Source organism: Hymenobacter qilianensis (assembly GCF_014638675.1).
Lineage (GTDB): Bacteria > Bacteroidota > Bacteroidia > Cytophagales > Hymenobacteraceae > Hymenobacter > Hymenobacter qilianensis.
In genome coordinates, this window is the sequence record NZ_BMFN01000002.1 from 1,425,349 (window position 1) to 1,450,183 (window position 24,835).

A 24,835-nucleotide genomic window follows, 5' to 3' on the forward strand; every position below is an offset into this window, starting at 1 on the left:
ATAATTCAATTATAAAACTACAAACAACCTGAACCGTATAGCGGCCGTGGTCTGATCTTCGGACTGCTACTCCCTCCCTACTTAAATCTTATCATGAAAAAGACCCTCTTATTATTCTCCTGCGCCGGTGCGCTGGCATTGGCATCCTGCTCGCAGGAAAAAGCGGCTGAAACGACCACCACCACTACGACGACCACGCAGACCGTCACGACGCCGGCCGCGTCGCGTACCCGCGCTAACCGCATTGCCACTCGTATGGCCACCGATCTGAAAATCACGGATACGACCGTGGTGGCCCGCGCCGAGGATATCTACTTCGAACGCTCGCGCCGCCTCGCGGAACTGGAAGCGCAGTACGCCACCGACACTACGGGCATGTACGCGGCTATGCAAACTATTAATACCGAAACCGATACGCAGTTCAAAACCGTTTTTTCCGACCCGGCTCAGTACGATGCGTATGTGGCCAACCGCATGAATTACGCTGAGGAAATGTACGTGGATGAAGCACCCGTAGCTTCAGCTTCAGATGTTGATCAGGGCGTAACCAAGGTAGAGGCCGACGGCGACACGAAAACCAAGTATGCCGACGGCACCAAGGTGAAAACCGAATCGGATGGCGAGATGAAAATAAAGGCCGCCGATGGCTCCAAAATGAAAGCGGAGTCGGATGGCGAGATGAAGATGAAGGCCAACGACTCCAAATTGAAAGTGGACGACGACGGCGAAACCAAGATGAAAGAGGAATAAGAAACCCCTCTGTTCATTTTCTGGTTAATGGAAGCCCGCACCTGCAACGGTGCGGGCTTTTTTTGACTCAGTAGTTGGCTACCTTGCAGTTTGGTTGCGTTAGTATCGTTGATGGGTTTATTGTCTCGTTTATTCACCGGATTCTGGAATAAAGCCGCGCTGCTGCTGGTTGTGGGCCTGTTGGCGGCCTTGTCGGCCTCGGCTCAGCTGCGCGTATCGGGCACCATTACCAACGCCGCCGATGGCAAGCCCATACCCGGCACCACGGTACGCATCAAGGGCAATAAAACCGGCGTAGTAGCCAACAACGACGGCGACTTCCGCATCGACGTGGCGTATACCGACACGCTGGAGTTCATTTCGCTGGGCTTCGCAACCAAGCGAATGGCGCTGGGCCGCTCGGGACTTTCGCAGCTTATTGTGCAGGTAAAGCTCGACCGTGCCAGCATTCAGCTGGGCGAAGTGCGGGTGCAGGAAGGTCGCCCGGCCGATGCTCAGATAAAAAAGGCCCTGCGCAACGTGCGCCGCCCCACGCCGCCCGCCAACGCCGTAAAACGCCCCCCAGCGCCCAAGCCGCTGTTCCCCGTCGACTCGACGGCCCCCAAAGCGCCGGTTGCCTCCCTTGAAAACCCGGCTAGTCTGCTCTACGACGCGCTGTCGCGGGAGGGCAAGGCGCGGCGCAAGCTGGAGGAGCTGCAACAGCAGGAAGCGCTGAAGAAGAAAATGGAGCAGGCCCGCCGCGATCGGGAGCGGTACAATCGCAATTTCAAGGATAACCGGGGGTACGAGTAGCAATTTGTAGCTCATAAGTACTGGCCACTAGGCGCTTCCCACAACAGCCGGCGCGCAACCTGCGTAAGCCTAGGCTATGAAAATTGGGTATCCCTGTGTAAACGAAACGCTTGACTGTAGCGCTGCCACCACCTTTCGGCTGGCTTCCTACACCGATGAGCGCGTGGTAACCACTGTTACCAACAACCTAGCTTGTTTGCAGCGCATACTGGAATTCAACGTCCAGCATGGCTTGCTTTTCTTCCGAATCGGGTCCGGCATCGTGCCTTTTGGCTCCCACGCCGTGAACACGTTTCCGTGGCAGACCGAATTTGCCCCCCAGTTCCGTGCCATCGGCGATTATATCAAGGCCGAGCAGATGCGCATCTCCTTCCACCCCGATCAGTTTGTGGTGCTAAACTCGCCCGATCCGGGCATTGTGGAGCGCAGCATTGCCGAGCTGGTGTATCAGGGCTCGATGCTGGATCTGATGGGCCTGGACAGCACCGCCAAGCTGCAAATTCACGTGGGCGGCCTCTACGGCGACCGCGACGTGGCCATTGAGCGCTTTATTGCCACGTACCGCACGCTTCCAGAAGCAGTGCAGGTGCGCTTGGTTATCGAAAACGATGACCGCCTGTTTAGTCTGCGCGACTGCCTGCGGGTGCATGAGGCCGTGGGCATTCCCATTCTGTTCGACAACTTCCACCACGAGTGCCTCAACCACGACGAGCCTATGCAGGAAGCGCTGCGCCTGGCCGCCGGCACCTGGCACCCCACCCACGACGGCGTGCTGATGATGGATTACAGCTCGCAGCAGCTTGGTGAGCGCAAGGGCAAGCACACTTCGTCGTTGGTAGAAGAGCGGTTCCGCGAGTTTGTCACGCACCTCAACGGCCTCGACGTAGATATGATGCTTGAAATCAAAGACAAAGAAGCCAGCGCCCTGCGCGCCGTGGCCATTCTGCGCGAGTTGGGCTTGGCGGCGCCACTTCCGCTCAGCGCTTCCGTTTAGGCTTACCATACGTCATTCATTCCTCTTCTCATGTCCGAAAAAAATGCCCCCCAATCTGGTGCTGAGCTGCTGGCCGCCACTGTACACGCCCTGCACGGCGGCCTTACTTCTCTGCCGTTGAGCACAGCTCACACCAACATTGACACTTGGCAGGAAACCCTACAGCAGAGCGGTATTCCGGAGCTGCAAAACATTGACCGCGAGCTGGGTAACCTGCAAGAATTGCTCAGCGACACCGATGGAATTGATGGTGCTGCCGTTGGCGACTCGTTGGATATGCTGGGCACGCAGACGCTTCAGGCCGCCGCCCATGCCACTCCCGATTCACAAGCCGCCCTTCGCGCCCTCGGCGACTTACTGCTGCAACACAGCGCCAAGCTTAAGGAATAAATAAGCAATCAACATTCGCAAAAAAGCCCCCCAGGTATTATCTGGGGGGCTTTTTTGTAAATCTCAACCAAGGGTTAGCGCGTGGGCGGCAATTCGCGGGTTGGGCGCTTCTTATTGTTCATCCGTTTGGTACGGCGGTCAGTGGTGGTTTCTATGCCCGGCGAAGCTTGCCCATCCATCACCGTCTGCCGTTTGCGCACGCGCTCCTGAGTAGCCGCCGCGGCCTGCGCACCCTGGTCGATGGTGCCGCGCTCCGTATTCTGGGGCGTTTTGGCGGGGTTGATGGGAGCTGGCGTGGCTGGTTGCGGGGGCGCAGTAGTAGAGGCAGGAGGCGTAGCTGGCGCGGGCACTGTTTGGGCATACGCCGATGCGCTTAACAGCAAAGCAGCAAAAAGGAATTTCGTTTTCATATTATTCAGAGGATCAAATCAGGATAACTTCATTACGAGTATGCGACACACCACAATAAGTACGTAATCTGAACTGTGACGACCGCTTTTACTTTTAACGGTGTATATAATTTTGGCTTTCTAATCTTATAGAAATAGTCAAAATCAATACATAAATAGAGATTAAATCTGCTCTGAATTATAGGAAAGTAAAAATAAATAAAGCCTGCTTTACGTACGTAAAGCAGGCTTTATTTATTAGATCGAAATCAGGTTAAAAAGCTTAGTCTTTTGGATCAGACTTCATTTTAGACTTTTTCTTTTTGTTCTTCACTTTCACGTCAGCTGCCTCATCCTTAGGAGCGGCAACGGCTGGCTGCGTGGTAGTGCTCTGCGTTTCTACCGTAGTAGAAGTTTGCGTAGGAGCAGTAGTGGTGGTGTTGATAGTAGCGTCAGTGGCCGGAGTCGTCTGAGTGGTGGTGCTCTGAGTCGTGGTAGGCGTCGTTGGCTGCGTAGTAGTCGTGCTCTGAGTTGTGGTAGTCTGGGCGTTAGCAGCAGAAATTCCGGCAACCAACAAAGCGACTAAAATCAGTGACTTTTTCATAATACAGTACTAAGTTGAAAAGAGATTTTTGAGAGTCAGGAGTAAGTGCAAATGCACAAGCAATATCTGTCAGAATATAATTGCAAGCCCTCAACGAAAACAAGAACGAATAGGTTACAAAGCTTAGTATTTATTGAAATAGAATATACTCATTCTATCTATTCAATAAAATCATAACACGTTCACAAAGGCCATTTTAAGATTTAAAAATAAATTTAAAACAGTTGGTATTTTTAAATATCAGCACCCATTTTATTTACCCCAAATCTTCTTTGGCTACTGACTCGCAGGGCTCACCAGCTTGGCAATTTGCCCCCCAGACCCACACGTAGCCAGTGTGTCGCGGCTTAGTTCTGCTTGCGGAAGAACACGTCGCCGCTGATGGACTCGAGGCGAATAGCCGGGCCGCTGCTGCCCAGCGTGCCGCGCACCTGGTAGCCCACGGGCGAGTTGTTCTTATTACCGTTCAACGCAATGTCCTGATTGGTGTATACCTCGCCCGTGATGGTTTTGAGAGCTACCTCAGCGCCTTTTGCCGCCGGCCAGCTCACATCCACAAAGCCGCTGATAGATTTGGCTTCCAATGGGCCATTCAAGCCTTTTACCTCAATGTTGCCGCTAATGGTATTCACTTGAACAGTGGCGCCAGCGGGCACCTCAATCACGTAGTCGATGCGGGCGCAGAGGCGATACGAGCCCTTGCCGTTATCGCCCGTGTCGTTCCAGGTGCTGTAACCCTCACCATCGGGGCAGTCGGCTTCTTTGCTATTACGCAGCATCTCTTTATCGAATGCCGACTTAACTCTCACCTCGTCGCCTTGCGTGTTCAGGGTCAGCAACAGAGCGTCATTGAGCTTATTTTGGTTGATGGTAACCGAGGCACGCACGGCTACTTCCTTGCCGCTGCCGCCTTTAATTTGGATACTGGACGCCTGTTGCAGATCCAGCACCAGCCGCTGCTTCGAGCTCAGGGGGGCCTTTTTCTCGATTATTTTCTGGGCTTCGGCAGGGCTCGTGCCCAAAAGCAGGGCACTCAGGGCCCCAAGTAGCAGGAATAGTTTCATGACAAAGCAGTGATTAAGATTGTGTAACCAATTGATATGCAGACAGAAATATTACTTGGCTTTGCGAACGAACACGTCGCCGCTTATTGATTGCAGGGCGATTTTGGTACCACCGCCATTCACGCTGCCCTCCACGGTTTGGCCACCTACGCGGCGCAACCCGTCGTCCTCTTTGCCCTTGCCCATGTTGATGTCGAAGTCGGTGTAGACTTCACCCGAAATGGTGCGCAGTTGAAGCGTGGTTTTGCTGCTGGCCGGCATCGTGACATCGACCGCACCACTCACGCTGGAAATAGAGCTGGGAGATTTGCCCACCCCAGCGTAGCGCACGATAATATCGCTGCTGATGCTGTTGGCTACAACTCCGCCGCCCATATTCAGGAGCTGCGCGTCGCCGTTCTTCATGTTCACTTCCAGGTCGCCCTGCAAGTCGGTTACTTTCAGATTGCCGCTGCCAAACTGGGTTTGGGTAAACACGACCGCTGTTTGGCGCGGCACCCGGATTACATAGTCAGTATCCTTGCGGGAAGCCTGCACCACGCGAACCACATTATCCTTTTCAGTCACGGAGAGGCCAATCTTGGTGTTGTCGACGGCTGAGTTGTACACGGGCCGCAGCCCTTCGGCGCGCTTAGGCGCCGGCTCGAAACCGTTGCCCCGAATGATGAGCTCATCACCGTTGTAGCCTTCCAGCGTGACGTTGCTGCCGTTCATATCCAGCACAATTTTGCGGGCTTTACCGCCGAGCTTAAGCTTATATTCCTGGGCCCACAGGGCCGGACTAGCCGCTAACAGGTAGATTAGAGTGAGAAACAGAGTCTTTTTCATGACAAAGAGAAGTGGAGTAGAAAAGGAGTCGAACGTACCCGCAACCGCGACTTCCGGGGGGCTTTTTTCAAGCCCAGTTCGTTGGGAAAATGAATTGAAAGGGGAATCAAAAATTGTGTAGGTGAGCTTATCAGGTAGCCATATCGAGCTGAGCGAAGCATCTTTTTAGCTTCGTAACCAGCACCTTTGCTTCGGTCAGACCTGTACGATGTTGCGTTTTATATCTGTATCAGCTGACCCAGCCCAGACTCCGCCTGCTGGCGCACGATGGGCAAGGCATCGCGCCGCTGCGACAGACGCTCCAGCTCAGGCACAGCGCGCCTTTCGCGCAGGGCTACCAGCAGCTCGATGAGCATAATCTGCACGTTGGGGTCGGTTTGAATAGTAAGAGATTGCACGAAGGCCTCTCCTACTCGCGGGTCGTCGCGGAGGCGATAAAGAGCCTGCCCGGCGGCCAGCCGCACGTTGGTATTTGGGTCGAAGTTGAGCGTGTTGATGAGTGCCTGCACCGTTGGGTCGGCACTGCCCTCAGTGCCTCCGGCCATCTCATTTACCAGCTGAATCCGGTCGCTGGCGGAGAGGGAAGGCGCCACAGGATTTACCTTGAGCGCACGAAAGCGTGGGTCGGTGGTAGTCTCAGTCGTGGTGACGCCGGCAACATCAGCTCCCATGGGCCGCCACAGGTTGCCGAGTAGAACACCCGTAGCCAGTAGCAAGAGACTGGCGGCAATGCGCAGCCACCACGCAGCCGACTGCTCCGACGCGGCAGGCTCTAAGCGTACTACTTTCGCTTCGCCCACTCCCGATTTGGGCTTCGAGAGCGCCGCTTTTTCCCGCTCCAGCGTGGCCATAAAGTTCACGCGCAGCGCTAGCGGAGGACTTACGGGCTCGGCTGCTTCAAATTTGCCCCCCAGCTCCTGCAACTGCGCTACGCGCTCCTGGCAGCGAGGGCAGTTGGCTACGTGGGCCGCCATCCGGGCCGTTTGCTCCGGGGGCAGGCTGTGCTCGGCATAGTCAACCAGCAGGTCGGCTACGTCGAGGCAATCGGAAGATGAAGGCGTGATATTCATGGTCGTTAGTTGAAATAAATGGTGCGCAAGGCTTGTAAGGCCCGGTGCGCTTTTACTTTGGCCGCGCCCGCCGTGCAGCCCAGCATGTCGGCTATTTCCTCGTAGCTGAAGCCCTGGAAGCGGTGCAGCACCAGGATTTCGTGTTGCGCGGGCGGCAGCAGGGCCATAGCCTCGTGCAAATCCTGCTCGCGGTCAACGGCGGCCGTGTGGCGGAAGGCCGCGCCGCCCAAGGCCCCTTTGCGCTCCACTTCCACCACGTCGGTGGTGCGCATTTTTTGGTTGCGCTGCCAGTGGTCGGTGTGCACGTTGCGGGCCAGCTGGTAGGCCCAGGCCCGGAAGGGCTGCCCCGGCCGGTAGCTGGCCCGGTACTTCAGCAGGCGCTCAAACACGGTTTGCGTGAGGTCTTGGCTGGTTTCGTAGTCGCTGGTGAGGCGGTAGAGGAAGTTAAACAGTGGCCCTTGGTAGCGCTCGAACAACGGCACCACCTGGTCGAGGTCGTCGGCCTGCACGGCTGCCATTAGTTCTTCGTCGCTTCTGGTTTCCACCGCGTGAGTTTTGGAGTTGGATTGCAGCGAGTACCGGGAGATTTGGCAATCGTTACAAGGGTATTAAAATATTTTTCTTGAGAGGTAAAAACTGTCTAGGAATACATGACATAATCTCGGAACGTCATGCAGAGCATGTGGCGCATCAAGCCAGGGACGACGCATCTCTCGCCTGTTTAGCGGAATTACTAATCAGACATCAGCACGCGAGATGCTTCTCTCTGCTCTGCATGACATGATAATTGGATTCCCAAAGCCACTTTCCACAAAAAAGCCCCCCAGCTGTAACCGCGCTACAGCTGGGGGGCTTTTTCGAAAAAGAGGATGTTACGACCCGCCGGCCCGGCGCTTCTCATCCTCGGCGCCACCTTGGCGGCGGCGCGTAGGCGCTAGTTTGTCATTGCCAAATCGATAAGTGAAGGAAAGCGTGGCCACGCGAGAATCCTGGCGCTGATAGAAGCGCTCCACGTAATTATCGTAGGCCGAAACCGCCCGCACTTTGCGGGTGTAAAACAGGTCGCTCACGCTCAGCTTAATATTCCCCTTGCGGTCCCACACCGATTTCTGGATACCCAGCGACGCCTGCCCGTTGGGCTTCACGCGCAGAAACCCATACTGCTCGCCCGACTGAAAGCTGGTGTTCAGCTCCGCGCCCCAGCCCTTCTCGAAGGTAAAGGTGCTGTTGCTGGTGATGTTGAACGCCGGCCGACCTTTATCAAGTGAAGTACCGGCCAAATCGCCCACAAAGCGGCTGTAATAGAACACGGCGTTGTTGTATATCTGCCACCATTTCTTGATTTCCAGAGGGGCCGTCAGCGTCAAGGCATAATAATCCTGGCGGCTCAGGTTTACGCTGGTAGAAACAACTGTTGAGTCCGTTTCGGGCTGCACCACGCCAATAATGGGCTGGTCGGTGCGGCTATAGCTGAGGGTGCTGGTAAATTTCTGCTTGAAGGTGTGCGAAAGCTCCAGATTGTAGCTCGTTTCCGGCAACAGATTGGGATTTCCCGCCCCCGACGTAGTAGGGTTAATAATGATGCGGAAGGGGTTGAGCTGCCCGTACGATGGGCGGTTGATGCGCCGGCTCAGGGTCAGGTTCATCTCGTGCTTATCGCTCAAGGTGCGCTTTAGGGCTGCGCTCGGAAACAGCTGGGCATAGTTGCGGCGGAAACTACTATCGCCCACCACCTGGCGACCAATAGCCTTGGTTTGCTCTACCCGCAGGCCCGCCTGCAAGCTGGTTTTGGCTAAGGTCCGATTCAGATTCAGGTAAGCGGCGCCAATGTTTTCCTCGTATTTGAAGCGGTTCGTGCGGTTGAAGTCAATCGTAGTCACGCTGCCTTCGGTGTTCCGAAATACCACATCATTATCGGAGGTAACGCGGCTGATTTTGGCCCCCGCCTCCAGCCGCGTTTTTCGGGGCAACGGCTGTATCAGGTCTGCCTTCGCCGACATGATGGCCAAATCACCCTCCTGATCACCGACGAGCAGATTACCGATGCGCTCTTGGAGTAAGTATTCGGTGCGCTGCTCCTGCAAACGGTCGAGGGTGTAGCGAGCATAGTCCACATCGGCGGTCAGCTCACCGCTGTTGGCCGAGTCGGCAAAGGTGTGCTTGAAGTTCAGATTGGCGGTACCGTTTGCCGACCGAAAATCCCGGTTAGTATTGGCATTATATACATCGGCAATAGTACCTGTGCCATCAAAAAGAGTGGTTTGGTTGCGCGCGAGCCCGGGCCCTTTGTTCGACAAGCCGCTAAAGGCTGCTCCTACCACAGTGCGCTCCGAGAAATTGTAGTCAAAGCCGGCCCGCCCGCTGTGCGTCTTCGAGCGGCTGATGCTGCTGTTTTGCTGGTCGCTGCTGCCGATGAGCACCTGGCTGCCCGTACTGTTATCGAAGAAATCCCGATAAATATCCAGCTTGCCAAGACCTTCACGGTTTGTGTAGGTGTAGCTACCAAACGTATTCAATTCCTTGCGCCGACTATTAAGCGAAAAGCCCCCCGTAAACTTGTCGTACTGGCTGCGGCCGTAGCTGGCATTAGCGGAGCCATTGGTGCCCTGGCGCTGGTCTTTTTTAAGGTTGATGGCGATGATACCCGCCCCGCCCTGGGCATCGTATTTGGCCGGTGGGTTCGTTATCAGCTCAATGCTTTTCAGCTGATCAGCGGGCAACGCGCGCAGGTAGTCAGCCAGCTCCGTGCCCGTCATGGGCTGGCGCTTGCCATCAATAAGCACCAATACGCCCTGACGCCCCCGCAAAGCCAGATTGTCGCTGCCGTCCACGGTTACGCCGGGGGCCCGGTTAAGTACATCGAGCGTGGTGTTACCGGCGGCCAGCGCCGAGCCTTCCACGTTTACTACAGTACGGTCGGCGAGGCGCTCGTACAGCGGTTTTTGCCCAATTACGGTTACTTCCTTCAGGGCCGTGGCCTGGCTGGATTTCAACACCAAAGCCGGCAGCGTGTAGTTCTGCGTCGTTACCTCAAACGGCCCCGACCACGTTCGCACAAACCCAACCTGCGCCGCCGACACCAGGTAACGCCCCTGGGTGGCCTGCTCGAAGCGAAAAGCCCCCTGCGCATCACTGAACTCTGTTTTGACCATGGCAGAGTCGGCGGCGCGGTGCAGCGTAACGGTGGCGTACTCAATGCCCGTACCCGCATCGGCGCTCCGTACAGTACCGCTCACGCGGCTCTGGGCAGTGGCGCTAAAGCCGGCAAGCAAGCCTGGCAGAAGAAGGCAAAAAACGCGCTTTGCAGCAGGTAAAGGCCGAAAAAGGAGAAAGGTTGGCATAGCTATAGGGAGAAAAGTATGGACACAGTGAGGAGCGTGACCATTTTGGCCACGGTATTTATAAGCAGTAATCGGGAGGGTGGCTTACAGAAAAGCCGGGGGGCAAATTAGCCTGATCAGGCAGGCGGCGGACGATAACTTGTATACATAGAAACCGACTTTACTGAGTTGAAGAGCCTTTGGCGAGAGGCTGAAGCTTTTCAGCTGGTGACAGTTGAGTTGCGTTCTCGAGTGCTGCCTGAGGAGGCAGGCAATTGGTATAAATGCGCTCCAGGCCCTGCCGCATCTGGTCCAGGGTGGTTTCGCTGAGGCCTTCCAGCGCGGTGGCGCGGTTGCTGAGCACCACTGGCTGCACGGCCACCAGCGTATCGTGGCCCGCCACGGTTACCCGCAGCTGGGTGCGCCGACCATCATTGGGCAATGGCTCTGCCCCTATCAAACCGCGCTTGAGCAGCAGGGCAATGATGCGGGCCACCGATGCCTGGTCTTTGAAAACCCGCTCGGCTATATCGGCTTGGGTTAAATCGTCGTGCTCATCAATCACGCGCAGCACCAGCCACTGGTCTACGGTGATGTCAATACCGGCCCGGTCAATGTTGGCTTGCGCGAACTTGCGGTATTGCCGGATGGCCCGGTCGAGGGAATAAAAGAGGATTTCGTTTAGCATCACGAAAGATTTCGTACTACAGACTATGACATATCATCGAAGTTGCATACAAACGAAATAAATTTTAATGATATATCATAATGATTGCTGGGAGGGCAAATTCAACCGAAATAATTTTCCTCATTGGAACAACCTGCCTAGCATGATTCCATCTTTATCCTACTTCGGCTTCATATGTGTTGTAGCTTAATTCTTCGTACCTTATTGCTAGGTGTACTGATCAGCTTTTCACCTGGCTTTCCTCCGTTTTTTCTTCCTCTGCTATGCTTTCTTCCCGCGCTATTGCTACTTACAGCACCGTTTTGCTACTCGGTATTTCTGGTTTAACCGCCTTCAACTCGCCGCCTTCATGGCTAAGGTCGGGCAGCGTGCAGGTGGACAATCCGAAAGATGAGGTGCTACTGAAAACGCTGGTGCAGGGCTTAAGCGAAGCGCACTACCAACCCCAGCTTATCGACGACAAGTTCTCGCAGCGGGTATTTGACCTGTATCTGAAGCGCCTCGATTCGGGTCATCGCTTTCTGCTGCAAGCTGATGTGCAGCAGCTCCGCAAGTATCAGAATGCGCTTGATGATGAGCTGAAGCAAGGCAACCATCCTTTTCTGGATTTGAGTACCAAATTGATTGAGCAGCGCATCGCCGAAACCCAAACCATGTACCGGGAGCTGCTGGCCAATCCGTTCGATCTGACCGTAGCCGAGTCGTTTGAAACGGACCCCGACAAGCTAGATTACCCGGTCGATGCCGCTGCCCGCCGCGACTACTGGCACCGGCTGCTCAAGTATCAGACGCTGGTTCAGGTATCGGAGATGATGGACGAGCAAGCTAAAAAAGCCGAAAAGCCTTTGGCGGCTAAGCAGGCCGGCCCCATCACCAAGCGCACCCCGGCCGAGCTGGAAGCGGATGCCCGCAAGCGCGTACTGAAGTATTATGATGAGTGGTTCAACGACATAAAGCAAACCGACGCCGCCGACCGCCTGGCCCTCTACGCCTCTTCTCTCACCAACGCTTACGACCCGCACACCGAGTATTTTGCCCCCCAGGACAAAGACAACTTCGATATTGCGCTCACGGGCCGCCTCGAAGGCACGGGGGCTTTGCTCAATGAGAAAGACGGCCAGATTACGGTAGCGGATATTGTGCCCGGCAGCGCCGCTTACCGGCAGGGCGAGCTCAAAACCGGCGACATCATTCTGCGTGTGGCCCAAGGCGACGCGGAGCCAGTTGATATCAGTGGGATGCGCCGGGATAAAGTAGTGAAGCTGATTCGGGGGAAGAAAGGCACGGAAGTGCGCCTGACGGTGCGCAAGCCCGATGCCAGCACCCACGTTATCAGCATTATCCGCGACGTGGTCATTATCGAAGAAACCTATGCCCAATCGGCGGTGGTGAATGAAGGCGGGCGCAAAATCGGCTACATTCTGCTGCCCAGCTTCTACGCCGATTTCAACCATAATGGCGGCCGCAGCTCGGCCACCGATGTAAAGAAAGAGTTGGAAAAGCTGAAGAAAGCAGGTGTGCAAGGCATCGTGCTCGATTTGCGCTTTAATGGCGGCGGCTCCCTGCAGGATGCGGTGGAAATGGCGGGCTTATTCGTGAAAAGCGGCCCGATGGTGCAGATTAAAAGCCGGCAGCGGGCCGCCCAGATTATCGGCGACCCCGACAATGATGTGCAGTACGAAGGCCCGTTGGTAGTGCTGGTAAATAAGTACAGCGCCTCCGCTTCCGAGATTCTGGCGGCTGCTATCCAGGATTATAAGCGCGGACTTATTCTGGGCAACACCACTTACGGCAAAGGCACCGTGCAGCAGATGTTCGACTTGGATCAGGTGCTGCCTGCCACCTTCAACAGCCTAAAGCCTTTCGGCTCGCTGAAGCTGACGATACAGAAATACTACCGCATCAATGGCGGCTCCACGCAGTTCAAGGGCGTGACGCCGGATGTAGTGGTGCCGGATGCCTACAGCACGCTCGGAGATGGTGAAAAAGATACTGAGTATCCATTGCCTTGGGACGAAATTGCGCCTGCTCCTTATAAGACATGGTCGGGGGCTGCTTCCCTGCCGCAGCTAGTGGCCGCTAGCGATAACCGCGTAGCCACCAGCCCAGGCTTAAAACTCATCACCGAATCGGTGGAGCGAATGCAGAAGCGAAAGAACGACACCAAGGTTTCGCTAAATCTGGAGGGCTACCGGGCCGAGCAGGAACTGACGCGAGCTGCTTCTAATAAGTACACGGAGTCGCAAAAGCTGCTGCCTGACCTGCAAATTGCCCCCCTCAACACTGCCGCCGCTGCTACCACTTCTCCTGCCGACACCACGCTCACTAACCGTGCTGCCCGCTTCGTGAAGCCGCTGCGCAAGGATTTGGCCTTACGCGAAGCTGTAGCTGTAATTAAGGATGCGTTGTAGGGGGCTTTTTTAAGGCGGATGTAGGTAAAACTCCTATAATCGTCTGTCATCCTGACGCAGGAAGGACCTTCTCACGTTGAAAGAAATTGTTCTTCAGGGATAAGGTCCTTCCTGCGTCAGGATGACGGACGATTATTATTAAACGCCTGCCTAGTCTACCTTACTTGGCTTTACGGATGTACAAGTTGCCGTTGAGCGACTTCATCATAATCTCGGCGCCACCACCGTTGATCTTGCCGTAGCTCCAGTCGTCGGTGCTGACGCGGTAGGTGCCGCTCTGGGCCGTCTTATTGACCTTTGGGGGGCTTTTTTCCGTGGCCAGATCGAAGTCGCTGTAAATCTCACCGAAGTCAGACTTCATCTTGAAGGCAGCTTTCGCGTTGGCGGGAAAGGTCACGTCGACTTTGCCGTTGACGGTTGAGAAAGCCATGGGCGCACCGCTGGCCACGTTCTTAAAAGTCGCTGTCACAGAGCCATTTACTGTGTTGGCCACCGCCGAGCCCGACACTTGCTTGAGCTGCACGCTACCGTTTACGTTGCTGACTTCCAGCTCTCCGCTCACATTCTCGACCACAATATCGCCGTCCTGCACCGTGCCGATTTTCAGCGAAAACTGCTGCGGAACTTTGATAACCAGGTCGATAGGCTGCTGCCAGGAGTTGGTCTTGATATAAACCTTGTTGTCTCTTTCCTCGGCCGTCAGGTCGAAGCTGGGGTTTCGGTCGATACGCCGCATACCGGAGGCGTCGCCGGTGGGTGCACTTCGGCCGCGTTGTTCGTTGCGGGCTGAAGCTTCAATTACAACGTCTTTACCGTTGTAGCCCACTACGTTGATGGAGCCGCCGACCAGTTTTACGTTCAGCGAGCCGGGCTTACCGGGCGAGCTCAGCGCCACGACTACCTGCTCTTTTATCTGTTCTTTCACCTGCTCCTTGGTTTTTTCCCGGGTTTGGGCGAAAAGCGGCAGTGAAGAAGTCAGTAGCAGTGCCAACAGACTGGCTTGGAGGGTTTGGCGAAGGCGGGATTGACTATGCAAGGGGGATTTCATTTGGGTTGCTGTTTGATGGTCACGTCGCCGTTGAGGGTTTCGAAGCGGAAATCCTTTCCGCCCTTGCCCAGCCGCACTGCTGTGTCCTTGGTTAGTTTGTATTTGGTACCGCTGCCGGTACTTTGCTTGTTCTGAGTGACTTGCACCGGCAGGGCTTCCACCTCAGGAAAGTCGGTGAACAGCTCGCCGTGCATACTTTTGAAGTGCACATCTGCCGAGAGGTTGGCCGGGTACGTCACCTTGATATCCCCATTGATGGTGTTGTAGGAAGACGCTTCCGGGGGGCTGGCCAGGTAGGTAGCTTCCACGTTGCCGTTCACGGTGCGCGCTTTCGTGGTGCCCTTCACGTTTTTGAGCGTAATTGCCCCGTTCACGTTGTAGGCCCGCAGCGAACCGCTAACGTCCTGCACCATCACCTCGCCATCGTTTACCGTCGAGACGTGCACGTGCATCTGCGAGGGCACTTTCACTACATAATCGATGGTGGCCTTGTATTCGATGTCGCGGTTATCGTTGCGGTTGTTATTGCGTCGGGGGCGCGAGTCGTAGGGCTCAGCGATGTAGGCAATAACGCTGTCGCCGCGCTGCTCAAAACCCAGCTTCACTTCTTTTACGCCCTGCTCTATGGTTTTCGCATCGGGGCCGCTGATGGTTTTGGTGGCCTCAATGACCACTTTATTGCCGCTGTAGCCCTGCACGCGCACTGAACCGAAGATGTTGTACACGGCCAGCGTGCTGCGGGCTGCGTCGCCGGTGAGCGTGAATTCTTTGTTAATTTTTTCTTCGTTTTCGCGGTTTTGGGCCCAAAGCTGGCAGCTAGACAATAGCACCAGCAGACCGATCAGGCTGGGGAGAAAGGAACGTTTCATCGTAGTCGTTGGAGGTTGAGGGCGCAGCAGGCTGGCCCGTTGATAAGGTTTTGATGCTTTCTTTGATTTTGTCTTTGACCGTCTGGTTCAGGTCAGGCTGCTTGAGCAGGCGGCGTAAGGGCTGCACCGACCGCTTTTCCTGGAGCTGCACCATCACATCGGCCAGGGCCGACTGCACCAGCGGCGACTCCTGCTGCGGCAGCGACTGCACCAGCCCCATCCGGACTTTCGGCTCATCGGCCAGCTCGGCCAAGGCTTCCAGCGTGGCAAGGCGCACGTTCACGTTGTCGTCGTGGTTGAGGGTGCTGAGCAGGGCCTCAATCACGCGGTCATTGGGGCCGCTTATTTCCTTGGTGTAGCTCACGGCCCGCAGCCGCTCACTGGCCGAGGGGTTTTTGATGAGCGACAACAGCATTACCTGGCGCATTTGCTCTACCTGCGTAGTCAGCGTGGCGAGTTGCTGCTGCTCCGGCGTGGCGGCGGTTTTTTTATTGTTCAGCCAATACCCGCCCACCAGCCCAACGGCCAGCAAGCTGAGTCCATACGCCAACCGCACCGCGGACTGGGGCAGCATCAAGCTTTGCAGCCAGCCAAAAAAGCCCCCCAGCGGAGTAGCTAAGGCCGTGGGCATCGTTTCTTTATAGGAAGCGAGCATGGCGTAGAACTCGGGGCGCAGGTTTTCGCTGGGCTCCGGCACGGGCACGCTGCCGAGCGTTTGCCACATCTGCTGCATGCTTTCCAGCTCTTCCTGGCACCCGGGGCACTTGGCCACGTGAGCCTCCAGCGCAAACCGTTCGGCATCCGGCAGCTGGTGGTTCAGGTACTCCGTGAGTTGTTCTTTTATATGGTCGCAGTTCATGGCCTTCCCGTCAGTTTTCAATTCGCAAATAGATGGTCTTCAACTCATTCATGGCCCGGTGCACGCGCACCTTCACGGCGCCTTCAGTCGTGTTCATCACGCGGGCTATTTCCTCGTATTTCAATTCCTGAAAGCGGCTCAGCACCAGTACCTCGCGGTTTTCGGCACTTAGCTTAGCCAGGGCGCTGTGCAGGGTAGCTACTTCCTGCTCGCGCTGTAGTTGCTCGTCAGCCCCTACTCCACCCCCAATTTTTTCGGCATAATCGGCTACATCAGAATGCCGAACCGAGTGCCGATTCTTCTTCACATGGTCGGCCAGGACGTTGCGCGCCAGGTGATACATCCAGGTTCTGAACTCGCCGTCGCCAGTGAAGGTGTGACGGTATTTCAGCATCCGGTAGAACACCGTTTGCACCAGGTCTTCGCTGGCCTCGGCCTGGCCCAGCATGTGGTACAGAAAGCCGAACAGCTTGCGGTGGTAGCGCTCAAAGAGCAACCCCATCCGGTCCACGTCTCCGGCCTTCACCCGAAGCATGAGCGCATTGTCTGTGAGCGAGTTCAACCGGTTGGAGGTAGTTTTTGAGCTTATTTTGATGTGGACACCGCGCCAACTCCCGAAGGTTACAGCAAGTCGTCATCTTTTTTCAAAAAAAGCCCCCCAGGCTGGATTTTCAGCACGTTGAAGCCGAACAATCCAGCCTGGGGGGCTTTTTGGTGCAAATAAGAACGGTGTAGAGACGCGACACTTCGCGTCTCCTCGTTGAACGACTGACACTGCGTCGGCTAAACAACATCAGCAACGCCAAGATGCGAAGTATCGCGTCTCTACAACCTGGGGGGCTTTTTTAGGCGCGCGCCTCTGGCAGCCACACCGTGAACTCGCTGTACTCGCCGATTTCTGAATTCACCGTGAGCGTGCCACCGTGGCCTTTGGTGACGATGTCGTAGCTCAGGGAGAGGCCCAGACCCGTGCCCTCGCCCGGCGGCTTGGTCGTGAAAAAGGGGTGAAAAATCTTGTCAATCACATCCAGCGGAATGCCGGTGCCATTGTCGCGCACCCGCAGCAGCACGCCGTTTACCGCCCGCTGCGTACTCACCGAAACGGTGGGCTTATAATTGCTGCCGGGTGGCAATTGTGTGGCCTTTTTATGCACCGCATAAAAGGCATTGGTAAACAAATTCAGCAGCACCCGGCTGATATCCTCGACCACCACGGTTATCGGGCCCAATTGCAGGTTGAAATCGGTGGTGAGGGTGGCGTTGAAGTCTTTGTGCTTGGCGCGCAGGCCGTGGTAGGCCAGGCGCAGGTACTCGTCGGCCAGCGCGTTCAGGTCCGTCGGTACCCGCTCCCCCCTGCTGGCGCGGGAGTGCAGAAGCATGCCCCGCACAATATTGCCGGCGCGGTCGGCGTGCTCATTTACCTTCTTCTGGCTTTGGGCCAGATCATCCAGAAGCATCGTTATGGTGTGCCTGCGTTTTTCTGAGATGGGCTCGTGGTCCAGCTCCTGGCGCAGCTCTTCTACCAGCTCTATGCCCACCTCCGAGAAATTATCGACGAAGTTGAGCGGGTTCTGAATTTCGTGGGCGATGCCGGCGGTGAGGGCCCCCAGCGAGGCCAGCTTTTCCTGCTGCACCAGCTGGTCCTGGGTCTTCTGCAAATACTCCAGCGACTGGCCCAGGGTTTCGTTTTTCTGGCTGAGCATCTGTTCCTGCCGAAAGTTTTCGGCGCGGAAATAATACACCACAAAAAACAACGTCATGAAAAACAGCAGCACGTTGGCATTGTAGAAATACGAGCTATCCTTCACATATAGAAAAGGCTGGACGTACTGCATGGCGTAGCGCACGGCAAAATAGGCGGCTACGTTGAGCGAAAACAGCATGAGTATTTTCCAGAATTTGCGAAAGAACAGCATGGCTACAATGCTGTTGGAAATCAGGTAATACTCTACGCCGTCGTATTTGCGGGCAACGGCGATAAACGAGCACAACACCGTGACACTCAGAATGCAATAGTAAGCCGAGGCGTTGTAGCGACGATAATAGTTGAGAATAAACGGGGGTAAGTTCAGAAAAACGCCCGCCAGGCAGATCCGAAACGTCAGCCAGTCGGGGGAGTTGAAGAACACGACAACGTAGCCGGCATAAATGGTAAGCGTGATGGCGCTTATCCCATTCAGCAGCCGCACCCGCTTCCATTGCCATTCGGTAAGCTCCTTGTGCACTCCAATGTTGATGATGCGCTTCCATACTTCCTGAAAGGGCAAAATCAACTTAGCCAGAAGCCCAGCCGGAGCATCATCCCCCGCCGACTTGTGAAGTGTGAGCATAGCAGAACTAACTGACTAAGGATAGATTAGGGCGAAAGTCACCGGAATGACGAAGGTGGGCCGTTACCGTTGCTTATGGCTTATGAAATGAAACGGATAGGCCGAATGGCTAAGAATAAGTAATTTAGTTGAAATGGATTCATTTATAATTGTTCCACCTATAATCATACTATATTTAGTTGTGATCCTCTTATCGTCAAAGGCTTGCGCCGGCCGGTTAGCGTGTCTGCTCTGCTGCCTTCCGCCTATGCCTGAGCAGGCATAAGCACTTCACTATTTTACGAGCACAGCCGGCTGCTGAAGCTAGAATTGCTCGCCACCGCATCGGAAGCATTATTGCCTATTATGCACTGCTATCTGCCCATAAAAGCTCTGCTGCTGCTGGCACTGGTTTGTGTCATACGGGTAGGAATGGCGCAATCAGGCGCTGGCAAGGCGGTGTATTTCGATAAAATGCCCCCCAGCGGCATTGTGCTCGACAAAGGCTGGAAGTTTCAGGCCGGCGACGATGAACAGTGGGCGCAGCCGGACTTCGACGACCAAAATTGGCAACCGATCAACCCAACGCTTCCGCCCCGGCAGCTACCGCAAGTAGAGCAGGCGGGCATTGGCTGGCTGCGCCTGCGCTTCCAGGTAAGTCCTGAGCTACAACGCAAAGCCCTGATATTGAGCATCTCCCAATATGCCGCTTCGGAAGTTTACCTGAATGGGCAGCTGCTGCGTCAGTACGGAGTGGTGAGTTCTATACCGGTGCTGGTACAGGCTTATTGGCCTAATAGAGAGCCTATCGAGTTGCCTCTGTCGGATGAGAGCGAGCAGGTATTGGCCGTGCGGGTTGCGCACTGGGGGGCTTTTTCCGCCTTCAACGATTTTTTTGTGCCCACTTTTTTTCAAGGGCATCTGGGTGGCCTGCAACAGATCGAGGAGGAGTTTAAGCAGGAAGCCAAGTATAAAGTGGCCGATATGCTCCTTTTTGGGGCGCTGCTCCTGCTCAGTACGCTGCATGTCGCGTTCTATGTCTACAACCCGAATCAGCGGGCTAATTTTTACTTTGCGCTGTATACCATGGCCGAAGCCAGCGCCTTTTTCTGCACTGGTTTTCTGGATGATATTGGCGCTCACGGGCTACGCCTTGGTATGGACATCGTATCCTACGCGAGCCTGCAGATAGGAAGTGTATTGGCCGTGCGGGCGCTCTACAGCTTCTTTTACCTGCGGGTCGGGCGCATTTACTACGGCCTCTGGCTAGCAAATATTTTCAGTTTGTTGCTCTTGATGTTTGGTCAGGGATTTCACTGGTATCCTACGGTGGGCTTTATGCTGCTTGTTACGGCGGAGCAGCTGCGGATTACGCTTGGCGCACTTCGGCAGGCCAAACGCGCGGCGGGCATTATTGCCCTGGGCTTTGGCATCGCCTTCGTGCTGCTCCTGACGTTTGCTTCGCTTTCTATACTACAGTCGGAGATTCTTCGGCAGGAGGTGCTGGGTATTCCGCTGCATACCCTGCTCACGTTCTCCGCTTTTTTGTGCCCCGTACTGGCTATTTCGCTGTTTCTGGCCTGTCGGTTTGCCCTAGATAGTCGCCTGCTCATGATCAAGCTGGCTCAGGTACGGCGCCTTTCCGCCCAAGCCACGGCGCAGCAGGAGGAGAAGCAGCAATTGCTGGCCCAGCAGAACGAGCTTTTGGAACAACAGGTGCAGCAGCGCACGGCCGCTTTACAGCAAACCCTGAGCAATCTGCAAGCCATGCAGCAGCAGCTCATTCAAAGCGAGAAAATGGCCAGCCTGGGCGAGCTGACGGCGGGCATCGCCCACGAGATTCAGAACCCGCTCAACTTCGTCAATAATTTCGCGGAGGTGGGCGTGGACCTGTTGGCGGAGCTCAAAGCGGGCCCCCTAATAAGCCTGCCCGATAAGGAGCGAAAATCGGCCGAGGAGCTGGTTAATGACTTATCGCAAAACCTGGAGAAGATCACCTATCACGGAAAGCGGGCCGATAGCATTGTAAAAGGCATGCTGGAACACTCGCGCGCGAGTCGGGGGGAGCGGCAGCCCACGGACCTGAACGCGCTGGCCGATGAGTACCTGCGCCTGGCTTACCACGGCCTGCGTGCCAAGCACAAAGACTTCAACGCCACCCTCACCACCGATTTCGACAAGAATCTGGGTCTGGTGGAGCTTGTGCCGCAGGAAATAGGGCGCGTGCTGCTGAATCTGATCAATAACGCTTTCTATGCCGTGCAGCAGCGGCAGCGGCTGGGTCAGGCAGGCTACCGGCCCGAAGTGTGTGTGGCCACCAAGCGCCTGAAAAATGAGCAGGTAGTTATCCGGGTGAAGGACAATGGCATGGGAATCCCGGAAGTTATCCGGCAGAAAATCTTTCATCCCTTTTTCACGACAAAGCCCCCCGGCGAAGGTACCGGGCTGGGCCTCTCCCTGAGCTACGACATCGTCACCAAAGGCCACGGCGGCACCATCACTGTCGCGACGAAGCCCGGCGAATACACGGAGTTTGCGGTATCTCTCCCCGTAAGTCAGGAACACGTACAGACACAAACGCTAAGCTATTCTATATGAGAAAGATCTTGGTTGTCGATGATGAGGCTGACGTACGGCTCCTGTTTGAGCAGCGCTTCCGGCGGGAAATCCGGGAGGGAATATTCTCGTTTACTTTCGCTTTTTCCGGCGAAGAGGCCTTATCATATTTAGAGCAGGAGCCACATTATTCGGAAGTAGTGCTGATTTTGTCCGACATTAACATGCCGGGCATGAGTGGCCTAGAACTACTGCGCCTGATAAAAAAAGATCATCCGATTCCGCCCCCACTGGTGATGATGATTACAGCCTACGCCGATGCCGAGAGCTACAACAAAGCCATGGAGCTGGGAGCCAATGATTTTTTATCAAAGCCACTTGATTTTGCTACGTTAAAGCAAAAACTTCTTGTCCTGAACACTATCTGAAAGCCGCGCTATGAAAACCAAAATACTGGTGGTAGATGATGAGGCTGACTTAGAGTTGCTGATCAAGCAGAAGTTTCGACGCAAAATTCGGGAAGGCACCTACGAGTTTCGGTTCGCCCACGATGGGCAGCAGGCCCTCGACAAGCTTAAGGAGCAGCCCGATATCGATATCGTTTTGTCCGATATCAACATGCCCGTGATGGATGGGCTAACGCTGCTGACCAAGCTGCCCGAGGTGAACCCCACCCTGAAAACGGTGATGGTGTCGGCCTACAGCGACATGCAGAACATCCGCATGGCCATGAACCGGGGCGCCTTCGACTTTGTGTGCAAGCCGGTGGATTTTGCTGACCTGGAAGTAACCCTGGAGAAGACGATTGCGCAGGTAAAGCAGCTGCGCGAAACAATCAGGGCTATTCAGGAAAACAACATCCTGAAGATGTACGTGGACGAAACGGTCATCAACTTCATGGCCCGCCCCGGCCTGGAAAACCGCCTGATGGCCAGTGAAAGCATTGAGGCCACGGTAGTTTTTATTGATATCTGCGGCTTTACGGCGCTGGCGGAAAAGCTACAGGCCGACGCGCTGGTGCGCTTACTGAACCTGTACTTTGACCAGATGGTGAAGGAAATCATTGCGCAGGGCGGCTACATCGACAAGTTTATGGGCGACGCGGTTATGGCTGTTTTCAGGGGCACGTTTCACCTCGACCGCGCCATTGATGCGGCCCTCTCGGTGCGCACTTTGCTCCAAACCAACTCCGAGCCCCTCCCCGATGGCATTACCTACCGGCCGGATGTAGCCATTGGCATCAGTACGGGGGAGGTAGTGTCGGGCAATATCGGGTCGGTCTCCCTGAAGCGGTTGGATTATACCATCATCGGCGACACCGTGAATCTGGGGCAGCGCTTGCAGTCGGTAGCCCAGCCCGGGCAGATTCTTATTACCGCAGCCACTTACGAGCAGGTAAAAGAGTCGTTCCAGTGTCAGCCCGTGCAGGAATTCACCTTGAAAAACAAAGCCCTACCCGTGATGACGTATGAGGTGATATCGTAGCATCGTGTTCGGCAGCACAGGTTTTGGCCCCCACCAGTCGCTTACAGTGACGGCGGTGCCAGCACGGCTTTTATTTCGGTGCCAGCTAGCAGGGAGCCGCCAGCCAGGCGGCGCAGGCGCAAATCCACAAACAGAGAGCCATCGGCGGTGATGTGGCTGCCCAATACCACGCCGCTCGCGACGAAAGTCTTATCGTCTGAACGGCTGATATTTGCCCCCCAGCCCGGCGCAACAGGCTGAGCATAAGCACTGGGGGGCATTATTTTGATCTGGAAAGGCTCCAGCTCCAGCAGTGAAGCCACCACGGTGTTTGGCGACAAGTAAGAACTACCGTCTATCAGGCGCTCAGCAACCAAGGCATTCATTGGTGCCACCACAAAGTTGTGGTCGTAGCCCTTCACCAGAATATCGCCTTTATGCACGTATTGACCCGGCACAAAGAATATACGCTTGATCCGGCCTTTGGTGTGGGCAAGCAGTGGATAATGCCGGCTGGTAGTCACGACGCCGGGCAACTCCTCCAATACGGGCAGCGGCGCATCCGTGAGAGCAGTTTTGCTCACAGACGCAATCTGTGGCGCTGCCCGCTGGGCTGTGTCGTCTGCTTTTTCGGCCAGTGAGCCGCGCCGCCAGCACCCGCTGCAGCTCACGGTCACTAACAGGGCTATTGCAGTAAATGTCTTTATAGAAGAAACGAAACAGTAGTCGTAGCCCATAAATAGTGTATCTACTTGAAAGCTAAGCGCTACCTGATACTTAGTAGCCAGGAAGCACCGAGCAATAACCAGGTAATAAGTCGAGGGCTGGGGGCTTATTTCCACATTATGCAAGCCTAGTCTGAGTGCACTGCAAGTGAGGTACAGAGACCGTTTGTATTGAAAGACTATTTCGTGAAAACTACACCAGCGATGATACCAAAATACGCCATCTTAAAATTATTTCAATATAATATTGAATATTTCTAGTAAAAATATTCTTGCACCTGGGCTAAAAAGCCACGACTTAGTAATAGCTGATTCAGTTGTCATTATCCATCTCAAATATCTAGCTCATTCTTGCTGAAAGAATTTGACCTCGCCGCCCTATATGTTTGGATACTTCTGAGAAACGAATCACGTCAGGATGTGACAGTCATAGCTTATCTACTAGCTCAACAGCTTCACGGTCAGCATATTCCCGGCTGCAGTTCAATTAGGGCAATGGGTAGAATACCGTCAAGCAGAAACAAAAAAGCCCCCCGATATACCGGGGGGCTTTTTTTGTAGTGCGGAGCCGCAGGATTTCAAACTGTGGTCCAGACAATATCTATAGGATTATCTACCCATTCACATAGCGCCACCGGGCATGCGCCTTGCGCCGAACAAAGAGCAAAGTGCGAAGCGCCATTGCCGCTCGCGGGCTTTCATTTTGAAGCTTACCATCGCCTATTCCAGATCCAGCCTGCCCGTCAAACAGTTGTACTTGAATGCTTAGACTCGAGGAGCAAATAGGGTAGCGCAGCAGCAGGTTTAGCGCGGTTTGTATTTCTTTATCGGTTGCCATAGTACAAGAGTAGAAAGCCTATCATTAAGCTACTAATCTCATGCCATGTTATCAATTATTTATCAATGCCAGTTTTATTATTAAAATAAGATAAGGGCCGTGACATTAATCAATAGATATTACAGGTATACTACCATAATACATCTTCTACGGCGATAACCGCGACTGCATTAGCTACCATGAAATTTAATTTTATATAATTATATTAGTGATTTCAAAGTCGGACTTACTTGTTGTTTTGGTATGGTTTAGCAAGCGGCATACACGGCATAAATTAATGGTAATTGACTACAAATAACCAGCCGTGCCACTAAGCAGATACAAAAAAAGCCCCCCGATGCCGGGGGGCTTTTTTATGAAAAGTGGAGCTGCAGGGATTCGAACCCTGGTCCAGACAAGGAAACCGACGAGCTTTCTACGTGTGTATCTGTGCTTGAATTGTCGGGGAAATCCGGGCGCACATCAGGCCTTTGAATTTCCCTTAGATGCAGTTGTTTTCGCCTGAGCATCACACCTCTGCCCAAACTATCCCTTTACTTACGACGTCCCGTGCTCACCCGTGAAAAGGAAGACGGATGCGGAACGATGGCATTACTTAGTACCTAGACTAAGCAGCCATGGCGTAGCTATACTCGCCATTTACTGTTCGAATGACTTTTTAACAGGAGATCCATTCAACTCCTGACACGCTTACTCGCGACCTGCACAAGCTGTCAATTCCAGTCAGCCCCAAATTAGAAAGAACGAAACCCGCACCGAAGAGCGGGGTGCGAATGTACGCATCTAAGTAAGAAAACGTTGCTGGGGGGCTTTTTTGTTCCGAGAAATGTAATCCTAGGCTCCAGCTTAGCTTTGCTGTCCTTCGGT

Annotated in this window: 23 protein-coding genes and 1 other RNA gene; 8 read left to right on the plus strand and 16 right to left on the minus strand. The window is 54.6% G+C overall.

Features of this window, described 5'->3' with window-relative positions; genetic code table 11:
- Window positions 1–93: 93 nt before the first annotated feature.
- From IEW06_RS13730 to IEW06_RS13745, 4 genes are all read left to right on the plus strand, one after another.
- The gene (locus tag IEW06_RS13730; RefSeq protein ID WP_187733024.1) at window positions 94–750 is read left to right on the plus strand and encodes a hypothetical protein; all 657 of its coding nucleotides are present in this window, start codon (window positions 94–96) and stop codon (window positions 748–750) included.
- A 120-nt stretch (window positions 751–870) separates the two neighbouring features.
- Complete coding sequence (locus tag IEW06_RS13735; RefSeq protein ID WP_188548426.1) at window positions 871–1,542, plus strand: carboxypeptidase-like regulatory domain-containing protein; 672 nt, start codon at window positions 871–873, stop codon at window positions 1,540–1,542.
- A 76-nt stretch (window positions 1,543–1,618) separates the two neighbouring features.
- The gene (gene uvsE, locus IEW06_RS13740; RefSeq protein WP_187733026.1) at window positions 1,619–2,536 is read left to right on the plus strand and encodes a UV DNA damage repair endonuclease UvsE; all 918 of its coding nucleotides are present in this window, start codon (window positions 1,619–1,621) and stop codon (window positions 2,534–2,536) included.
- Window positions 2,537–2,566: 30 nt separating this feature from the next.
- A complete protein-coding gene (locus IEW06_RS13745) occupies window positions 2,567–2,926 on the plus strand; it encodes a hypothetical protein (RefSeq protein WP_187733027.1) in 360 nt (119 codons plus the stop codon).
- A gap of 74 nt (window positions 2,927–3,000) precedes the next feature.
- Here IEW06_RS13745 and IEW06_RS13750 read toward each other — a convergent pair whose 3' ends face one another.
- The 8 genes from IEW06_RS13750 to IEW06_RS13785 form a co-directional block, all read right to left on the minus strand.
- On the minus strand, window positions 3,001–3,336 hold the full coding sequence (locus IEW06_RS13750) for a hypothetical protein (protein ID WP_187733028.1): 336 nt from the start codon (window positions 3,334–3,336) through the stop codon (window positions 3,001–3,003).
- Between the two features lie 262 nt (window positions 3,337–3,598).
- Window positions 3,599–3,919 (minus strand): hypothetical protein, encoded by a 321-nt coding sequence (locus tag IEW06_RS13755; RefSeq protein ID WP_187733029.1) that lies wholly within the window; start codon window positions 3,917–3,919, stop codon window positions 3,599–3,601.
- A gap of 347 nt (window positions 3,920–4,266) precedes the next feature.
- Window positions 4,267–4,983: a DUF4097 family beta strand repeat-containing protein gene (locus tag IEW06_RS13760; protein WP_187733030.1), complete on the minus strand. Its 717-nt coding sequence runs from the start codon at window positions 4,981–4,983 to the stop codon at window positions 4,267–4,269.
- Between the two features lie 51 nt (window positions 4,984–5,034).
- Window positions 5,035–5,811: a DUF4097 family beta strand repeat-containing protein gene (locus IEW06_RS13765; protein ID WP_187733031.1), complete on the minus strand. Its 777-nt coding sequence runs from the start codon at window positions 5,809–5,811 to the stop codon at window positions 5,035–5,037.
- A 218-nt stretch (window positions 5,812–6,029) separates the two neighbouring features.
- Window positions 6,030–6,881, minus strand: coding sequence for a HEAT repeat domain-containing protein (locus tag IEW06_RS13770; protein ID WP_188548427.1), 852 nt, complete (start codon window positions 6,879–6,881; stop codon window positions 6,030–6,032).
- Window positions 6,882–6,886: 5 nt separating this feature from the next.
- Window positions 6,887–7,426, minus strand: a complete 540-nt coding sequence (locus IEW06_RS13775) for an RNA polymerase sigma factor (RefSeq protein WP_187733034.1) — start codon at window positions 7,424–7,426, stop codon at window positions 6,887–6,889.
- 327 nt (window positions 7,427–7,753) lie between these two features.
- Complete coding sequence (locus tag IEW06_RS13780; RefSeq protein ID WP_229743124.1) at window positions 7,754–10,153, minus strand: TonB-dependent receptor; 2,400 nt, start codon at window positions 10,151–10,153, stop codon at window positions 7,754–7,756.
- A 229-nt stretch (window positions 10,154–10,382) separates the two neighbouring features.
- Window positions 10,383–10,889 (minus strand): MarR family winged helix-turn-helix transcriptional regulator, encoded by a 507-nt coding sequence (locus IEW06_RS13785; RefSeq protein WP_187733035.1) that lies wholly within the window; start codon window positions 10,887–10,889, stop codon window positions 10,383–10,385.
- 263 nt (window positions 10,890–11,152) lie between these two features.
- Between IEW06_RS13785 and IEW06_RS13790 the strand changes: the two genes are divergently transcribed.
- Window positions 11,153–13,300, plus strand: coding sequence for a carboxy terminal-processing peptidase (locus IEW06_RS13790; RefSeq protein WP_188548429.1), 2,148 nt, complete (start codon window positions 11,153–11,155; stop codon window positions 13,298–13,300).
- 160 nt (window positions 13,301–13,460) lie between these two features.
- Here IEW06_RS13790 and IEW06_RS13795 read toward each other — a convergent pair whose 3' ends face one another.
- The 5 genes from IEW06_RS13795 to IEW06_RS13815 all read right to left on the minus strand — a co-directional run bounded on the left by IEW06_RS13795 (window position 13,461) and on the right by IEW06_RS13815 (window position 18,406).
- Window positions 13,461–14,348 (minus strand): DUF4097 family beta strand repeat-containing protein, encoded by an 888-nt coding sequence (locus IEW06_RS13795; protein WP_188548430.1) that lies wholly within the window; start codon window positions 14,346–14,348, stop codon window positions 13,461–13,463.
- Window positions 14,345–15,217, minus strand: a complete 873-nt coding sequence (locus IEW06_RS13800) for a DUF4097 family beta strand repeat-containing protein (RefSeq protein ID WP_187733036.1) — start codon at window positions 15,215–15,217, stop codon at window positions 14,345–14,347. The genes IEW06_RS13795 and IEW06_RS13800 overlap by 4 nt, the downstream gene beginning before the upstream one ends.
- On the minus strand, window positions 15,165–16,097 hold the full coding sequence (locus IEW06_RS13805) for a HEAT repeat domain-containing protein (RefSeq protein WP_223284710.1): 933 nt from the start codon (window positions 16,095–16,097) through the stop codon (window positions 15,165–15,167). Before IEW06_RS13805 ends, IEW06_RS13800 begins: the two co-directional genes overlap by 53 nt.
- Window positions 16,087–16,611 carry an RNA polymerase sigma factor gene (locus IEW06_RS13810; RefSeq protein ID WP_133274743.1) on the minus strand — a complete coding sequence of 175 codons (525 nt, stop codon included), beginning with the start codon at window positions 16,609–16,611 and terminating at the stop codon, window positions 16,087–16,089. Before IEW06_RS13810 ends, IEW06_RS13805 begins: the two co-directional genes overlap by 11 nt.
- A 310-nt stretch (window positions 16,612–16,921) precedes the next feature.
- Window positions 16,922–18,406: a sensor histidine kinase gene (locus IEW06_RS13815; protein WP_187733037.1), complete on the minus strand. Its 1,485-nt coding sequence runs from the start codon at window positions 18,404–18,406 to the stop codon at window positions 16,922–16,924.
- 309 nt (window positions 18,407–18,715) lie between these two features.
- Here IEW06_RS13815 and IEW06_RS13820 point away from each other — a divergent pair, with 309 nt between their 5' ends.
- The 3 genes from IEW06_RS13820 to IEW06_RS13830 are packed head-to-tail and all read left to right on the plus strand — an operon-like array spanning window position 18,716 to window position 22,426.
- On the plus strand, window positions 18,716–20,983 hold the full coding sequence (locus IEW06_RS13820; RefSeq protein ID WP_229743125.1) for a sensor histidine kinase: 2,268 nt from the start codon (window positions 18,716–18,718) through the stop codon (window positions 20,981–20,983).
- Entirely contained in the window at window positions 20,980–21,369 is a 390-nt protein-coding gene (locus tag IEW06_RS13825; RefSeq protein WP_187733038.1) for a response regulator, read from the plus strand. The genes IEW06_RS13820 and IEW06_RS13825 overlap by 4 nt, the downstream gene beginning before the upstream one ends.
- A gap of 10 nt (window positions 21,370–21,379) precedes the next feature.
- On the plus strand, window positions 21,380–22,426 hold the full coding sequence (locus IEW06_RS13830) for an adenylate/guanylate cyclase domain-containing protein (RefSeq protein ID WP_187733039.1): 1,047 nt from the start codon (window positions 21,380–21,382) through the stop codon (window positions 22,424–22,426).
- Window positions 22,427–22,467: 41 nt separating this feature from the next.
- Here IEW06_RS13830 and IEW06_RS13835 read toward each other — a convergent pair whose 3' ends face one another.
- The 3 genes from IEW06_RS13835 to ssrA form a co-directional block, all read right to left on the minus strand.
- Window positions 22,468–22,989: a hypothetical protein gene (locus tag IEW06_RS13835; protein ID WP_188548431.1), complete on the minus strand. Its 522-nt coding sequence runs from the start codon at window positions 22,987–22,989 to the stop codon at window positions 22,468–22,470.
- A gap of 754 nt (window positions 22,990–23,743) precedes the next feature.
- On the minus strand, window positions 23,744–23,968 hold the full coding sequence (locus IEW06_RS13840; protein ID WP_188548432.1) for a hypothetical protein: 225 nt from the start codon (window positions 23,966–23,968) through the stop codon (window positions 23,744–23,746).
- Between the two features lie 360 nt (window positions 23,969–24,328).
- Window positions 24,329–24,699: a transfer-messenger RNA gene (gene ssrA, locus IEW06_RS13845) on the minus strand.
- Window positions 24,700–24,835 lie beyond the last annotated feature (136 nt).

Bases quoted from the DNA above. Each gene is read 5' to 3' on its own strand.
- uvsE (WP_187733026.1), top strand. From the start codon at position 1,619: ATGAAAATTGGGTATCCCTGTGTAAACGAAACGCTTGACTGTAGCGCT.
- IEW06_RS13785 (WP_187733035.1), bottom strand. From the start codon at position 10,889: ATGCTAAACGAAATCCTCTTTTATTCCCTCGACCGGGCCATCCGGCAA.
- IEW06_RS13730 (WP_187733024.1), top strand. From the start codon at position 94: ATGAAAAAGACCCTCTTATTATTCTCCTGCGCCGGTGCGCTGGCATTG.
- IEW06_RS13815 (WP_187733037.1), bottom strand. From the start codon at position 18,406: ATGCTCACACTTCACAAGTCGGCGGGGGATGATGCTCCGGCTGGGCTT.
- IEW06_RS13770 (WP_188548427.1), bottom strand. From the start codon at position 6,881: ATGAATATCACGCCTTCATCTTCCGATTGCCTCGACGTAGCCGACCTG.
- IEW06_RS13810 (WP_133274743.1), bottom strand. From the start codon at position 16,611: ATGCTTCGGGTGAAGGCCGGAGACGTGGACCGGATGGGGTTGCTCTTT.
- IEW06_RS13800 (WP_187733036.1), bottom strand. From the start codon at position 15,217: ATGAAACGTTCCTTTCTCCCCAGCCTGATCGGTCTGCTGGTGCTATTG.
- IEW06_RS13745 (WP_187733027.1), top strand. From the start codon at position 2,567: ATGTCCGAAAAAAATGCCCCCCAATCTGGTGCTGAGCTGCTGGCCGCC.
- IEW06_RS13795 (WP_188548430.1), bottom strand. From the start codon at position 14,348: ATGAAATCCCCCTTGCATAGTCAATCCCGCCTTCGCCAAACCCTCCAA.
- IEW06_RS13790 (WP_188548429.1), top strand. From the start codon at position 11,153: ATGCTTTCTTCCCGCGCTATTGCTACTTACAGCACCGTTTTGCTACTC.
- IEW06_RS13825 (WP_187733038.1), top strand. From the start codon at position 20,980: ATGAGAAAGATCTTGGTTGTCGATGATGAGGCTGACGTACGGCTCCTG.
- IEW06_RS13750 (WP_187733028.1), bottom strand. From the start codon at position 3,336: ATGAAAACGAAATTCCTTTTTGCTGCTTTGCTGTTAAGCGCATCGGCG.
- IEW06_RS13755 (WP_187733029.1), bottom strand. From the start codon at position 3,919: ATGAAAAAGTCACTGATTTTAGTCGCTTTGTTGGTTGCCGGAATTTCT.
- IEW06_RS13840 (WP_188548432.1), bottom strand. From the start codon at position 23,968: ATGGCAACCGATAAAGAAATACAAACCGCGCTAAACCTGCTGCTGCGC.
- IEW06_RS13760 (WP_187733030.1), bottom strand. From the start codon at position 4,983: ATGAAACTATTCCTGCTACTTGGGGCCCTGAGTGCCCTGCTTTTGGGC.
- IEW06_RS13830 (WP_187733039.1), top strand. From the start codon at position 21,380: ATGAAAACCAAAATACTGGTGGTAGATGATGAGGCTGACTTAGAGTTG.
- IEW06_RS13765 (WP_187733031.1), bottom strand. From the start codon at position 5,811: ATGAAAAAGACTCTGTTTCTCACTCTAATCTACCTGTTAGCGGCTAGT.